The organism is Pseudomonas sp. BIGb0164, assembly GCF_024810135.1.
Classification (GTDB): Bacteria; Pseudomonadota; Gammaproteobacteria; order Pseudomonadales; family Pseudomonadaceae; genus Aquipseudomonas.
Map to the genome: position 1 here is coordinate 869766 of NZ_JANUEA010000001.1, position 13935 is coordinate 883700.

The 13935-nt window shown below is 62.7% G+C and carries 13 protein-coding genes; 9 read left to right on the plus strand and 4 right to left on the minus strand.

From position 1 onward, the window contains the following. Positions 1–183: 183 nt before the first annotated feature. Both M2394_RS03790 and rpiB read right to left on the minus strand, forming a co-directional pair. The gene (locus M2394_RS03790) at positions 184–1164 is read right to left on the minus strand and encodes a sugar-binding transcriptional regulator (RefSeq protein ID WP_259171677.1); all 981 of its coding nucleotides are present in this window, start codon (positions 1162–1164) and stop codon (positions 184–186) included. A 63-nt stretch (positions 1165–1227) separates the two neighbouring features. After that, positions 1228–1689 carry a ribose 5-phosphate isomerase B gene (gene rpiB, locus M2394_RS03795; protein ID WP_178922335.1) on the minus strand — a complete coding sequence of 154 codons (462 nt, stop codon included), beginning with the start codon at positions 1687–1689 and terminating at the stop codon, positions 1228–1230. Positions 1690–1970: 281 nt separating this feature from the next. Between rpiB and M2394_RS03800 the strand changes: the two genes are divergently transcribed. From M2394_RS03800 to dhaL, 7 genes are all read left to right on the plus strand, one after another. Beyond that, complete coding sequence (locus M2394_RS03800; protein WP_259171679.1) at positions 1971–3458, plus strand: sugar ABC transporter ATP-binding protein; 1488 nt, start codon at positions 1971–1973, stop codon at positions 3456–3458. Then, complete coding sequence (locus M2394_RS03805) at positions 3455–4435, plus strand: ABC transporter permease (protein WP_259171680.1); 981 nt, start codon at positions 3455–3457, stop codon at positions 4433–4435. Before M2394_RS03800 ends, M2394_RS03805 begins: the two co-directional genes overlap by 4 nt. Before the next feature lie 34 nt (positions 4436–4469). Continuing rightward, positions 4470–5477 (plus strand): substrate-binding domain-containing protein, encoded by a 1008-nt coding sequence (locus tag M2394_RS03810; protein ID WP_259171681.1) that lies wholly within the window; start codon positions 4470–4472, stop codon positions 5475–5477. 161 nt (positions 5478–5638) lie between these two features. After that, the gene (locus tag M2394_RS03815; RefSeq protein WP_259171682.1) at positions 5639–6394 is read left to right on the plus strand and encodes an SDR family oxidoreductase; all 756 of its coding nucleotides are present in this window, start codon (positions 5639–5641) and stop codon (positions 6392–6394) included. Positions 6395–6421: 27 nt separating this feature from the next. Continuing rightward, the gene (locus tag M2394_RS03820) at positions 6422–7537 is read left to right on the plus strand and encodes a zinc-binding dehydrogenase (protein WP_259171683.1); all 1116 of its coding nucleotides are present in this window, start codon (positions 6422–6424) and stop codon (positions 7535–7537) included. Between the two features lie 155 nt (positions 7538–7692). Beyond that, the gene (locus tag M2394_RS03825; RefSeq protein WP_178922324.1) at positions 7693–8694 is read left to right on the plus strand and encodes a dihydroxyacetone kinase subunit DhaK; all 1002 of its coding nucleotides are present in this window, start codon (positions 7693–7695) and stop codon (positions 8692–8694) included. Between the two features lie 3 nt (positions 8695–8697). Then, positions 8698–9345, plus strand: a complete 648-nt coding sequence (gene dhaL / locus M2394_RS03830; RefSeq protein WP_259171684.1) for a dihydroxyacetone kinase subunit DhaL — start codon at positions 8698–8700, stop codon at positions 9343–9345. Here the strand turns inward: dhaL and M2394_RS03835 are convergent. Next, the gene (locus M2394_RS03835) at positions 9302–10198 is read right to left on the minus strand and encodes a LysR family transcriptional regulator (RefSeq protein WP_259171685.1); all 897 of its coding nucleotides are present in this window, start codon (positions 10196–10198) and stop codon (positions 9302–9304) included. The two genes, dhaL and M2394_RS03835, sit on opposite strands and share 44 nt — an antisense overlap. 150 nt (positions 10199–10348) lie before the next feature. Here M2394_RS03835 and M2394_RS03840 point away from each other — a divergent pair, with 150 nt between their 5' ends. Continuing rightward, the gene (locus tag M2394_RS03840; protein WP_259171686.1) at positions 10349–11878 is read left to right on the plus strand and encodes an MFS transporter; all 1530 of its coding nucleotides are present in this window, start codon (positions 10349–10351) and stop codon (positions 11876–11878) included. 89 nt (positions 11879–11967) lie between these two features. Here the strand turns inward: M2394_RS03840 and sohB are convergent, their stop codons facing one another. After that, positions 11968–12993 carry a protease SohB gene (gene sohB, locus M2394_RS03845; protein ID WP_178922316.1) on the minus strand — a complete coding sequence of 342 codons (1026 nt, stop codon included), beginning with the start codon at positions 12991–12993 and terminating at the stop codon, positions 11968–11970. 194 nt (positions 12994–13187) lie between these two features. Between sohB and M2394_RS03850 the strand changes: the two genes are divergently transcribed. Further along, positions 13188–13898 (plus strand): histidine phosphatase family protein, encoded by a 711-nt coding sequence (locus M2394_RS03850; RefSeq protein WP_259171687.1) that lies wholly within the window; start codon positions 13188–13190, stop codon positions 13896–13898. Positions 13899–13935 lie beyond the last annotated feature (37 nt).

Below are 13935 nucleotides of genomic sequence, written 5' to 3' on the forward strand. Positions count from 1 at the left end.
TCGTACAGTCGAAACACAAATTTCCTACAACGCAAAACTATTACAAGATCTGTACTTCAAGCACATACAAAACCAGTGTGGGAGCGGGCTTGCTCGCGAATACGGTGTGTCAGTCGACCTATAGATTAACTGATGCACCGTATTCGCGAGCAAGCCCGCTCCCACATTTTAATCTGTGCTGATTCAGGTTTTTCGCGTCGCGTCGTCCAGCGCCAAAATCGTGTGAGCATTAGTCACCGTGGTGGCCAACGTATTGATCACCCCCGAGCGCAATGCGCCCAGGGTCGCCGCCGCCTTGGTGTTCTCGCTGGCAATCGCCACCACGTCGGGGATGCGAAACAGCTCCTGCACCGTCAGGCCGATCACCCGCCCCTGGATCGCGTTGACCGCCGGCTGCCCGTGGATGTCGATGAAGTCATAGCCCATCATGTCACCCACTGTGCCGGACAGCCGCGCCTGGGCGATTTCCTGGGGCGAGAACCAGCCCATGCGCACCATGTTGCTGTTCTCGCTCATGTCGCCGATGCCGATCAGCGCAATGTCCGCGCGCCGTGCCCGATCCAGCGTGGAGCGTACCGTGTCGTTATTGATCAGCACCCCGCGCAGTTCCGGGTTCGCCACCAGGGCCGGGGCATACAGGCTTTCACTTTCGCCGCCGAAACGCAGCGCCAGGCGCCGGCAGATGTGGTCTGGATTCATGTACTCGCCGGCCTTGAGCGAACCGCCGATGGCACACACAAATGTGCAATTGCGCGTCACCGGAAGGAACACGTTGTCGGCCACCGCGCCGACGTTGCGACCCATGCCCACCGCGACGATCATGCCGTCGCCGAGGGTCTTGTTCAGGTAGTTGGCCACCAGGCTGGCGACGGCCGAACGCTGGGTGTCGGGGTCACTGTGGTCGACGGCAATCAGGGCGCGGTCCAGCTTGAAGCGCTGCACCAAGGCCTGCTCCAGCTCATTGTTCATGGCCGGGTGCTGCAACACGCGCACCTCGACGATCCCTTCATCACGCGCGCGCTTGAGCAAGCGGCTGACTTTCGCCCGCGACAGGTCGAAGCGCTTGGCGATGGCTTCCTGAGTGACGTTCTCAAGGTAATAGAGCATCGCCACTTCGGTCATTTGATCGATATCGCTGGCAATGCGCTGGGTACTGTCACTCATGGGGACGGGCTTCCGTTTCGGCGTCAAAGGCACATTCTCCCGACTCTTGCCCCGTTCCGTCCACTACTGATGCCCATCGCGCTCGATGGCATTGATGCGCTCGACCTTGGCCCCGGAACGCGCCGCCTCGAACTCCGACTCCAGGAACGCCTTGACGATGCTTTTGGCCAGCTCTGCGCCGATCACCCGCGCGCCGATGGACAGGATCTGCGCATCGTTGCTCTTGCGCGCACGCTCGGCCGAATAGGTGTCATGGGCCTGGGCCGCACGGATTCCCAGGACCTTGTTGGCCGAGATCGCCATGCCGATGCCGGTGCCGCACACCAGCACCCCCAGGCGTTGCTGCCCGGCATTGATGGCGGTGGCAACCGCCAGGGCGATGTCCGGGTAGAGCACCGGCGCAGTGGAATGGGTGCCGAAGTCGGTCACCGGGTAACCCAGGGCCTCGATATGGCGCTTCAACAGCTCTTTGAGCTCAAAACCCGCTTCGTCGCATCCGATAGCCACCGGGAAAGGTGTGTTCATGGCGTCTGGCTCCGCTGCCGTGATCTGCTTTTGACTGATCAAATGATCATTCAGTGAAATTTCGCTCATTCATTTCGCAAGCAATCACCCCCTTCTGTCAAGCGAGTTTTAACTGACTCGCCAGTCAAAGCCCCATATAAAGCGCTTAATGACCATGAAAATGACATTTACACCTTTTCAGTGAAAGAGATTGACTGATCAGAATTTCATTTGATACACATATGCTCACAGGGCAACACGACTGTGCACCTAATAAGAATTCACAGCACGAGGACACGCCGATGGCCACGCCATTACTGCTCCAGGCTGAACACGTCGCCAAGGCTTACGCCGGGGTGCCCGCCCTACGTGACGGGCGCCTCTCATTGCGGGCCGGCAGCGTGCATGCGTTGTGCGGAGGCAATGGCGCGGGCAAGTCGACGTTCCTGAGCATCCTGATGGGCATTACCCAGCGCGACGCCGGAACCCTTTTGCTCAATGGCGCACCCGTCCAGTTCAACCGCCCCAGTGAAGCCCTCGCGGCGGGGATCGCGATGATCACCCAGGAACTGGAACCCATCCCCCACATGACCGTCGCCGAAAACATCTGGCTGGGCCGCGAACCGCGCCGCGCCGGCTGCATCGTCGACAACAAGACCCTCAACCGCCGCACCCGTGAGCTGCTCGAAAGACTCGAATTCGACGTGGACGCCACCAGCCCCATGCACCGCCTGAGCGTGGCGCAGATGCAACTGGTGGAAATCGCCAAAGCGTTCAGCCACGACTGCCAGGTGATGATCATGGACGAGCCCACCTCGGCCATTGGCGAACGCGAAGTGGAGACCCTGTTCAAGGCGATCCGCCGCCTCACCGCCCGTGGCGCCGGTATTGTGTACGTGTCGCACCGCTTGAGCGAACTGGCGCAGATAGCCGACGACTACAGCATCTTCCGCGATGGCGCCTTTGTGGAAAGCGGACGCATGGCCGACATCGACCGCAACCACCTGGTGCGCGGCATCGTCGGCCAGGAACTGGCGCGCATCGACCACAAGGTCGGCCGCGAATGCGCTGCCAGCACCTGCCTGCAGGTCGATAACCTGAGCCGCGCCGGCGAATTCCACGACATCAGCCTGCAACTGCGCCAGGGCGAGATCCTCGGCATCTATGGCCTGATGGGCTCGGGGCGCAGCGAATTCCTCAACTGCATCTACGGCCTGACCGTCGCCGATTCGGGCAGCGTGACCCTGCAAGGCAAACCCATGCCGGTGGGGTTGCCCAAGGCCACGATTGACGCCGGCATGTCCCTGGTGACCGAAGACCGCAAGGACAGCGGCCTGGTGCTCACCGGCAGCATTCTTTCCAACATCGCGCTGTCGGCCTACAAGCGCCTGTCGAGCTGGTCGCTGATCAATGCACGCAAAGAAGCACGGCTGGCCGAAGACATGGTCAAGCGCCTGCAGATCAAGACCTCCTCCCTGGAACTGCCGGTGGCCTCCATGAGCGGTGGCAACCAGCAGAAAGTGGTGCTCGCCAAATGCCTGTCCACCGAGCCGGTGTGCCTGCTCTGCGATGAGCCGACCCGTGGCATCGACGAAGGCGCCAAGCAGGAGATCTATCACCTGCTCGACCAGTTCGTGCGGGCCGGTGGTGCCGCCATCGTGGTGTCGTCGGAAGCCCCGGAACTGCTGCACCTGAGTGATCGCATCGCCGTATTCAAGGGCGGCCGGCTGGTGACCATCAGCACCGACACCGCCCTTTCCCAGGAAGCCTTGTTGAGTCTTGCCTCATGAATGCCAAAACCTCCATTACCGCCCCCATCACTGCCCCGCCGCGCAACCGCCTGCGCCTGTCCCTCGACCGCTTCGGCCTGCCGCTGGTGTTTATCCTGTTGTGCGTGGTGATGGCGTTCTCCAGCGAATACTTCATGACCTGGCGCAACTGGATGGACATCCTGCGCCAGACCTCGATCAACGGCATCCTCGCCGTGGGCATGACCTACGTGATCCTGACCAAGGGCATCGACCTGTCGGTGGGCTCGATCCTGGCCTTCGCCGGGCTGTGCAGCGCCATGGTCGCGACCCAGGGCTACGGCCTGCTGGCGGCGGTCAGCGCGGGAATGTTTGCCGGTGCGATGCTCGGCGTGGTCAACGGCTTCATGGTCGCCAACCTGTCGATCCCGCCCTTCGTGGCCACCCTGGGCATGCTCAGCATCGCGCGGGGCATGACCTTCATTCTCAACGACGGCAGCCCGATCACTGACCTGCCCGACGCCTACCTGGCGCTGGGTATCGGCAAAATCGGCCCGATTGGCGTGCCGATCGTGATCTTCGCCGTGGTCGCACTGATCTTCTGGATGGTGCTGCGCTACACCACTTACGGGCGCTACGTGTACGCGGTGGGCGGCAATGAAAAGAGCGCGCGCACCTCCGGCATCGGTGTGCGCAAGGTGATGTTTTCGGTGTACGTGGTTTCGGGCCTGCTCGCCGGATTGGCCGGTGTGGTGCTCTCGGCCCGCACCACCTCTGCCCTGCCCCAGGCCGGGGTCTCGTATGAGCTGGACGCCATCGCCGCCGTGGTGATCGGCGGCACCAGCCTCTCGGGTGGCACCGGCAGCATTGTCGGCACGCTGTTTGGCGCGTTGCTGATCGGTGTGATCAACAACGGGCTGAACCTGCTCGGGGTGTCCTCTTATTACCAGCAGGTCGCCAAGGGCCTGATCATCGTGTTCGCAGTACTGATCGACGTGTGGCGCAAGAAAAAACGCTAGAGAACGACCCACAACAATAACCGGAGTTCTACTCATGAAACTTGGTACCACTTTGGCCGCCGCGGCGACCCTCACCCTGCTCGCCAGCAGTATCGCCTTCGCCGCCGACGGCAAGACTTACAAGATCGGCGCCGCCGTCTACGGCCTCAAGGGCCAGTTCATGCAGAACTGGGTCCGCGAGCTCAAGGAACACCCGGCGGTCAAGGACGGCACCGTGCAATTGACCGTGTTCGACGGCAACTACGACGCCCTGACCCAGAACAACCAGATTGAAAACATGGTGACCCAGCACTACGACGCCATCCTCTTCGTGCCCATCGACACCAAGGCCGGCGTGGGCACCGTCAAGCAAGCCATGAGCAACGACGTGGTGGTCATCGCCTCCAATACGAAAGTAGCCGATGCCGCCGTGCCTTACGTGGGCAACGATGACGTGGAGGGCGGCCGCCTGCAGGCCCAGGCCATGGTCGACAAGCTCAATGGCAAGGGCAATGTGGTGATCATCCAGGGCCCGATTGGCCAATCGGCGCAGATCGACCGGGAAAAAGGCGAGCTGGAAGTACTGGGCAAGCACCCGGACATCAAGATCATCGAAAAGAAAACCGCCAACTGGGACCGCGCCCAAGCCCTGACCCTCACCGAAGACTGGCTGAACGCACACCCCAAGGGCATCAACGGGGTGATTGCGCAGAACGATGACATGGCCCTCGGCGCGGTGCAGGCCCTCAAGTCCCACGGGCTGACCTCCAAGGACGTGCCGGTGACCTCCATCGACGGCATGCCGGATGCGATCCAGGCGGCGAAGAAAGACGAGGTCACCACCTTCCTGCAAGACGCCCAGGCCCAATCCCAGGGCGCACTGGATGTGGCACTGCGGGCGTTGGCGGGCAAGGACTACAAGCCGCAGTCGGTGATCTGGGAGCGGTATGGCAAGGACGTGAAATGGGGGGACGGCACGGCGAAGAACTACATCCTGCCGTGGGTGCCAGTCACCAATGCCAATGCCGATGCGCTGTACAAACAAGTCAGCGGCGGTAAGTAGGTATTGACTTGAAATAGGGTCAAGTGTGGGAGCTGGCTTGTCGGATCGCCGCACCGCTGCGATGGCATCAACCGGGTGTAACTGACACACCGAGGTGCCTGCATCGCAGGCAAGCCAGCTCCCACATTGGATCTTCAGTGCTTTTGAAAGAGGAGTCATTCATGTCTGGTTTCTGGAACCAAGCCTTCGACCTCACCGGCCGTTGCGCGGTGATTACCGGCGGCGCCGCCGGGATCGGCCTGGCCTGCGCCAGCCTGCTGGCTGAGCGCGGCGCACGCGTGGCCCTGCTCGACCGCGACCCCGCCGTGGTCGAAGTGGCCGCCAGCCTTGGTGCCGGGCACCTGGGCATTGCCGTCGACCTCGGCCAGATCGGCCAGATACAGCACACGGTCGACCGCGTATTTGAACACTTCCAGCGCCTGGACTACCTGATCAACAGCGCCGGCGTGGTGCTGCTGGACAAAGCCATCGATGTCGGCGAAAGCGCCTGGGACACCACCCTGGACATCAACCTCAAGGCCAGCTTCTTCGTCGCCCAGGCGTGCGCCCGGCACATGCTCGCCAACGGTGGCGGGCGCATCGTCAACCTCGCCTCCCAGGCCGCCGTGATCGGCCTGGACCGTCACGTCGCCTATTGCGCCAGCAAGGCCGCCATCGTCGGCATGACCAAGGTCCTGGCCATGGAGTGGGCGCCACAGATCAACGTCAACGCCATCTCCCCCACTATCGTCGAGACCGCCCTGGGCAAGAAAGCCTGGGCCGGTGAAGTGGGTGAAAAGGCCAAGTTGCAGATCCCCGCCGGCCGCTTTGCCCAGCCGGAAGAAATCGCCGGGCTGGCGTTGTACCTGCTCAGCGACGCCGCGCAAATGATCACCGGCGCCAACATGGTGATCGACGGCGGCTACAGCATTCAGTAATTCATTTTTTTGTCGTGAGGTTTTGTCATGTCCACCGTCACCGAACGCACACCTGAACACCTGTCCCCGGTCATCCCGAAAACCATGCAGGCCGTGGTCTGCCATGGCCCGGAAGACTACCGCCTGGAAACCGTCGACGTGCCCACGCCCGGCCCGGACGAGATCCTCACCAAGGTCGAGCTGTGCGGTATCTGCATGGGCGACATCAAGACCTATCGCGGCGCGCCGTCGTTCTGGGGCGATGCCGAGCAACCGCGCTACGTGAAGCCGCCGATGATCCCCGGGCATGAATTCGTCTGCCGCGTGGTTGCCTTGGGCCCAGGCGCGGAAAAGCGCGGCGTGGCGGTGGGCGACCGAGTGATCTCGGAGCAGATCGTGCCGTGCTGGGGCTGCCGCTTCTGCAATCACGGCCAGTACTGGATGTGTCAGAAACACGACCTTTATGGCTTCCAGAACAATGTGCAGGGTGCCATGGCCCAGTACATGATCTTCACCAAGGAAGGCATCGTCCACAAAGTGCCGGAGTCCATCGCCCCGGACGAAGCGATCCTGATCGAGCCCCTGGCCTGCTCGCTGCACGCGGCAGAGCGCGCCAATGTCGACCATGACGACGTCGTGGTGGTCGCCGGTGCCGGCACACTGGGCCTGGGCATCATCGGCGCGGTGCGCCTGCGCAATCCGAAAAAGCTCATCGTGCTGGACATGAAACCCGAGCGCGCCGCCCTCGCCCTGCGCCTGGGCGCCGACGAAGTGTGGAACCCGGCCGAGGTGGATGTGCTGGCCAGGATCCGCGAGCTCACCGACGGTTACGGCTGCGACATCTACATCGAGGCCACCGGGCACCACAAGGCGGTGAACCAGGGCCTGGCGATGCTGCGCAAGCTGGGGCGTTTCGTCGAATTCAGCGTCTTCAATGACGAGGCCACGGTAGATTGGTCGATCATCGGCGACCGCAAGGAACTGGACATACTCGGCTCGCACCTGGGGCCATACATGTACCCGCGTGCCATCGACTTTATCGGCAACCGCAAGATCGACATGCGCGACGTGGTGACGCATACATTTGCACTGGCGGACTTCAAGGAAGCGTTTGCAGTGATGGAGCGTGGGGACAAGTCGCTCAAGGTCGTGCTGCAACCCTGACGCCTACAACGCACATAATCCTGTGGGAGCTGGCTTGCCTGCGATAGCGGAGTGTCAGTTTGCAAACCTGTATTTGAGACACCGCCATCGCAGGCAAGCCAGCTCCCACAGTTGATTGTTGTTGCCCTTTAAAAACAAGAACAGGAACCCGCGTTATGAATCGAGTCATCAACGATCCGGACCAAGTGGTCGAGGACATGCTGCGCGGCATCCTGGTCGCGCACCCCGAGCTGCGCCAATACGAGGCCAACCCTCGGGTCATCACCAAGGCCAGGCCATCGGCCGCTGGCCGCGTCGGTATCGTCACCGGTGGCGGCTCGGGCCATGAGCCGGCGTTCCTTGGCTACGTCGGCCCGGGCCTGGTGGACGCCGTGGCGGTCGGCGAGATTTTCTCCTCGCCCACCGCCAAGAGCTTTTTCGATGCCTTCCGCGCCGCCGACCATGGCGCGGGCGTGGCCTGCCTGTACGGCAACTATGCCGGCGACAACATGAACGTGAAGCTGGCGATGAAAATGGCCGCCAGCAAAGACATGCGCATCCGCACCGTGGTCGCCAACGACGACGTGGCCTCCGCGCCCAAGGCCGACATAGCCAAGCGCCGTGGCGTGGCCGGGGAGATCTTCATGTGGAAGATCGGCGGGGCGGCGGCCGCCCAGCACTACGACCTCGACGGCGTGATTCGCGTGGCGCAGAAAACCGTCGACAACTGCCGCTCCATCGGCATTGGCCTCACGCCCTGCACCATTGCCGCGGTGGGCAAGCCGAACTTCCAGATCCCGGATGGCCAGATGGAACTGGGTATCGGCCACCATGGCGAACCGGGCATTGAAGTGATCCCCATCGAATCCGCCGCCGCCATGGCCGAACGCATGCTCGCGCCGATCCTCGCCGACCGCGACTTCAGTAGCGACGACAGCGTGGTGGTGCTGGTCTCGGGCCTGGGCGCGACGCCGGTCATGGAGCTGTACATTTTCTACGCCGAAGTGGAACGTCAGTTGAAGGCCAAGGGCTTGAAGATCCACCGTTGCTACGTCGGCAACTACTTCACCTCCCTGGAAATGATGGGCGTGACCCTGACCCTGCTCGGCCTTGATGCCGAGCTGACAACCCTGATCGATCAACCCTGCCGCTCCATCGGCATGACCCAGGCGGAGTGAACCATGAGCCAACATTTTTCCACCCGTGACGGCAGCGCCATTGTCGCCGACCTGGTCAGCGTGATCGTGGCCAACCGTGAATACCTCAGCGAAGTCGACGGCGCGATTGGCGACGGCGACCACGGCATCAACATGGCCAAGGGCTTCGCCCATTGCGGCCGCACCATCGAAGGTCGTCAACTGACACTCGCCGAAGCCCTCGACGAACTGACCCTGAGCCTGATGGAAGGTATCGGCGGTTCCATGGGCCCGCTGTATGGCAGCCTGTTCATCGGCATGGCCGACGAGGTACGCGCCAGTGATGAGATCGACGCGGCGACCTTTGCGCACTTGCTGCGCGGCGGCCTGACCTCGCTGCAGGACATCACCGACGCGGGTGTGGGCGACAAGTGCCTGATGGACACGCTGATCCCAGCCGTGGAAGCCTTCGAACGCGCCCACGCCAGCGGGGCCTCGTTCAACGACGCACTGGAGGCGATGAAAACCGCCGCCTCCCAGGGGCGCGACTCCACCAAGGACCTGGTGGCAAAAATCGGCCGCGCCAGTCGCCTGGGCGAGCGCTCACTGGGGGTGCTGGATGCAGGGGCGGTGTCGTGCTGCCTGATCCTTACTCGACTGGCGGACTCGGTGCAGCCCCGGCTGAGTGCTTGACCTGCTGGATATACCGCGCCACCGCCGGCGCTTTCTCGAAGCGCCGGTGAATCAGCGACAGCCACGACGACGCGTCATTGCCCTGGATGCTGCGGTACACCACGCCCGGCAGGCTCACATGCCCCACCATCGACGCGGGCACCACCGCCACGCCCTGCCCCAGCGAAACCAGCGCCACCACGGCGACCAACCCGCCCGGCTGCGGCCCCAAACGCGGTGCAAAACCGCCCTGGGCGGCCACGTGCAGGGTGCCGCTGATCTGCTCCGGCAAGATGAAGGTCTCGTTTTGCAGGTGTTCGCAGGTGATGGCTTTCAACCCCAGCAGCCAGGAGCCCTGGGGCAAGGCGAGCACGAAGCCTTCGCTGTCCAGACGCACGGCCTCGACGCCCTCGGGCAGGGTCATGGGTGAACGGATGTAGCCAATGTCGCAGCGCCCATCCGCCACGGCACCGGGCAACGTCGCCATCGCGCATTCACGCACGTTCACACTCACATCGGGAAACGCCTGGCTGAACGCTTGCATCTGCTTTTGCAGCAGCCCGGAATACACCGCCGAGGCCACGTAGCCCAATTCGATATGGCCGATTTCGCCGCGTCCGGCGCGCTGGGCATTGCGTTGGGCGAATTCGAACTGGCGCACGGTGGCTTGCGCCTCGATCAATAACGCCGCGCCGGCCTCGGTGAGGCTGACTTCGCGTTGCTGGCGAATGAACAAGCGTGTGCCCAGGCTTTCTTCCATGTCCTGGATCTGCCGGCTCAAGGTCGGCGGCGCGATGCCCAGTTGCTCGGCGGCCCGGGTGAAATTACGTTGCCGGGCGACAGCCAGGAAGTAGCGGAAATGGCGGATTTCCATCGCAGGATTAGCTCAAAGGTAATGAAGTGCTCCACGCCAGCTAACAAAGGTCTGCGCCGCCGGGGATAAGCTCGTGCTACCTGAACATTAGAGAGCCCTTGCGATGATCGTCAACCGTCATTTCCATGTTACCTGCAAGGTAATTTCATCATGAACAGGGTCAGCCCGCGTTTGACCCTGCTCACGGCCTCCGGCGTCTGTTCGCTGATCGTGCTCGACACCAATATTGTCGCGGTGACCCTGCCGAGTATCGCCCGCGATTTGGGCGCCAATTTCGCCGATATCGAATGGGTAGTCAGTGCCTACATGCTGGCCTTCGCGGCCTTGCTGCTGCCGGCTGGCAGCCTGGCCGATCGTTTTGGTCGCAAGCGTTCGCTGGTGTGGGGCCTGGGTATTTTCATCCTGGCCTCACTGGGCTGCGGGGCGGCGCCGAACGCGCTGTTCCTCGACATCGCCCGCGCCGTCAAAGGTGTAGGCGCAGCGCTGTTGCTGACCTCCGCGCTGGCCTCCATCGGCCACACCTTTCACGATGAAGTGGAGCGGGCCAAGGCCTGGGCGTTTTGGGGCGCCTGCATGGGCGTGGCGATGACCGCCGCGCCGACCCTGGGTGGCGTGATCACGCAGTACCTGGGCTGGCGCTGGATCTTCTACCTCAACCTGCCGGTAGGCCTCGGGTTGATGCTGCTGGTGCTGCGCGCCATTCCCGAATCGCGGGATACCCAGGCGGCGCGACTGGACCCATGGGGCAGCCTGGCATTCAGCGCGAGCCTGTTGTGCCTGATCTGGGGCTTGATCGAGGCTAACCGTATTGGCTGGGACAACCCGTTGACCTATGCGCGGCTCATCGGTGGCGCGCTGCTGCTGGGGGTGTTTGTGCGGGTCGAACGCATGCAGCGGCGCCCCATGGTCGACTTGCAGCTGTTTCGTCACCCACGTTTCATCGGCGCGCTGCTCGGCATGTTTGCTTACGCCGGGTGCGCCCAGGTGATGATGACGCTGCTGCCGTTCTACCTGCAGAACGGCCTGGGCTTTTCCGCGATTGCCTCGGGCCTGGGCATGCTGCCCTTTGCCCTGACCATGCTGATTTGCCCCCGCATCGGCGCGCGCCTGGCCGGGCGTTTTGCGCCGGCGACGATGATGGCGACCGGCTTGACCCTGGTGGGCGGCGGCAATCTGCTGAGCGCCTGGGCGGTCAATGTGGGCGGCTACCTGCCCTTTGCCCTGGCGATTGCCGTGACGGGGGCCGGTGCGGGCCTACTCAATGGCGACACCCAGAAGAACATCATGGCCTGCGTACCCCGCGACCGTGCCGGCATGGCGTCGGGCATGAGTACGACCATGCGCTTCAGCGCGATCATGCTGGCGATTGGTGTGTATGGCGCGTTGTTGAGCAGCCACAGCGAGCAATTGCTGGGGGCGAGCGTGGAGGCTCAGTGGCAGGCGCAGGTGGCCGGTATTGCGTCGCGGGTGGTGGCAGGCGATATGCCGGCAGCCATGGCGCTGTTGCCGGAGTCGGCTCGGGCGGTGGTGCAACCGCTGGCGCGGCAGGCGTTTGTGGGAGGCTTCAGCGGGGTGTTGTGGCTGGCGGGCGTGTTGGGGTTGCTGGGGGCGCTGGTGGTGGGAACGTTGATGCGAAATCCGATTCCTCCCGCTCTCGTGCTGACCACACAAAAACTGTAGGAGCCCGGCTTGCCGACGATGGCGGTCTCAGGGACGCCATCGCCGGCAAGCCGGACTCCTACAGGGGAGCATTTACATGCTGGACCGGGTTACCAGAAGCGCTGCTGGGTCAAGCGGCTCCACCAGGTCAGCAACACGCGGTCCACCGAACCGCTGGCAGCCAGGCCTACGCGCTCCTGCAGGCTTTTGCGCTCGGCATAGTGCAGGTGGAACACGTCAGCGGTCTTGGCCTTGGTGGCCAGGTATTCGTCGCTGGTCTGCAGCTCATCGATCAATTGTTTATCGAGGGCTGCAACACCCAGCCACACTTCGCCGGTCGCCACCTCATCGATCGCCAGTTGCGGGCGATAGCGCGACACGAAGTTCTTGAACAGTTGGTGGGTGATGTCCAGGTCTTCCTGGAACTTCTCCCGGCCCTTCTCGGTGTTTTCGCCAAACACCGTGAGGGTGCGCTTGTACTCGCCGGCCGTCAGTACTTCGAAGTCGATGTCGTGTTTTTTCAGCAGGCGGTTGACGTTGGGCAACTGCGCGACCACGCCAATGGAACCCAGGATGGCGAAGGGGGCGCTGATGATCTTCTCGCCGATGCAGGCCATCATGTAGCCGCCGCTGGCAGCGACCTTGTCGATGCACACGGTCAATGGCACGCCCGCCTGGCGAATGCGCGCCAGCTGCGAAGAGGCCAGGCCATAGCTGTGCACCATGCCGCCGCCGCTTTCCAGGCGCAGTACCACTTCGTCCTTTGGCGTGGCCAGGCTCAGCAAGGCGGTGATTTCATGGCGCAGGCTCTCGGTGGCCGAGGCCTTGATATCGCCGTCGAAATCCAGCACAAACACCCGTGGCTTGGCCTCGGGTTTCTTCTTGCTGCTCTTCTTTTCGGTCTTGCTTTCGGCCTTGCGCAGCGCCTTCAGTTGGTCCTTGTCGAGCAAGGTCGATTCCAGGCGCTCGCGAAGGCCCTTGTAGAAATCATTGAGTTTGCTGACCTGCAACTGGCCAGCCGATTTGCGACGGCCTTTGCTGCGCAGGGCCGCGAAGCTGATCAATACCACCAGAATGGCGACCACCAGGGTGACGGTCTTCGCCAGGAAACTCGCGTATTCAGCCAGAAAATCCATATGACTCCTTAAAAAATGCACTGCGCCAGGCGCGGATGGCCCCAGCATACCGACGGCATTGCCTTCGGGCCAGTGCTCAAACCGCCAGCAACGGGCCTCTAACGAGCTTTTAAAACAAGCGTATGTTTTTTCATTGACAGCTCTTCGGCATCCTCATAACCTCGCCAGACTTTCAACGTACCGGGAAAACGGACGTGGGCAGCATCTACCTGATTCGACATGGCCAGGCCTCCTTCGGTGCAGACGACTATGACGTCCTGTCGCCCGCCGGCGTGGAACAAGCGCAAGTGCTCGGTCGCCACCTGGCGGAACTGGGCCTCACGTTCGACCGCTGTGTCGCCGGTGACCTGCGTCGCCAGCAGCACACCGCCACCGCCGCCTTCGATCAATATGCAGCCCTCGGCCTGCCGGTGCCCGCGCTTGAAGTCGACAGCGCCTTCAACGAATTCGATGCCGATGCGATCATCCGCGCCCTGCTGCCCGACCTGCTGGCAACCGAGCCCGAGGCGCTGGATATCCTGCGCAATGCCGCGCAGAACCGCAGCGAATTCCAACGTATCTTTGCCTTGATCATCGAGCGCTGGCTGGCCGGCACCTACGACCCGCCCGGGCTGGAGAGTTGGCTGGGCTTCGTGGAACGCGTACAAGGCGGCCTGCAGCGCATCCTCGAAGCAGCCGACAATACGCAGAAGATCGCCGTGTTTACTTCCGGCGGCACCATCACCGCCCTGCTCCACCTGATTACCCGAATGCCGGCTGCCCAGGCGTTCGAGCTGAACTGGCAAATTGTTAACACCTCGCTCAACCAGCTGAAATTCCGCGGTCGCGAGGTGGCACTGGCTTCCTTCAACAGTCACACCCACTTGCAACTGTTGAAGGCGCCGCACCTCATCACCTTCCGATGAATGGCGGCCAACCGTGACCCCAAGGTCACTGGACTCA

Excerpts from the sequence above, each read along its gene's own strand:
- M2394_RS03840 (WP_259171686.1), top strand. The coding sequence starts at position 10,349 with ATGAACAGGGTCAGCCCGCGTTTGACCCTGCTCACGGCCTCCGGCGTC.
- M2394_RS03835 (WP_259171685.1), bottom strand. The coding sequence starts at position 10,198 with ATGGAAATCCGCCATTTCCGCTACTTCCTGGCTGTCGCCCGGCAACGT.
- M2394_RS03820 (WP_259171683.1), top strand. The coding sequence starts at position 6,422 with ATGTCCACCGTCACCGAACGCACACCTGAACACCTGTCCCCGGTCATC.
- dhaL (WP_259171684.1), top strand. The coding sequence starts at position 8,698 with ATGAGCCAACATTTTTCCACCCGTGACGGCAGCGCCATTGTCGCCGAC.
- M2394_RS03790 (WP_259171677.1), bottom strand. The coding sequence starts at position 1,164 with ATGAGTGACAGTACCCAGCGCATTGCCAGCGATATCGATCAAATGACC.
- sohB (WP_178922316.1), bottom strand. The coding sequence starts at position 12,993 with ATGGATTTTCTGGCTGAATACGCGAGTTTCCTGGCGAAGACCGTCACC.
- M2394_RS03815 (WP_259171682.1), top strand. The coding sequence starts at position 5,639 with ATGTCTGGTTTCTGGAACCAAGCCTTCGACCTCACCGGCCGTTGCGCG.
- M2394_RS03800 (WP_259171679.1), top strand. The coding sequence starts at position 1,971 with ATGGCCACGCCATTACTGCTCCAGGCTGAACACGTCGCCAAGGCTTAC.
- M2394_RS03805 (WP_259171680.1), top strand. The coding sequence starts at position 3,455 with ATGAATGCCAAAACCTCCATTACCGCCCCCATCACTGCCCCGCCGCGC.
- rpiB (WP_178922335.1), bottom strand. The coding sequence starts at position 1,689 with ATGAACACACCTTTCCCGGTGGCTATCGGATGCGACGAAGCGGGTTTT.
- M2394_RS03810 (WP_259171681.1), top strand. The coding sequence starts at position 4,470 with ATGAAACTTGGTACCACTTTGGCCGCCGCGGCGACCCTCACCCTGCTC.
- M2394_RS03825 (WP_178922324.1), top strand. The coding sequence starts at position 7,693 with ATGAATCGAGTCATCAACGATCCGGACCAAGTGGTCGAGGACATGCTG.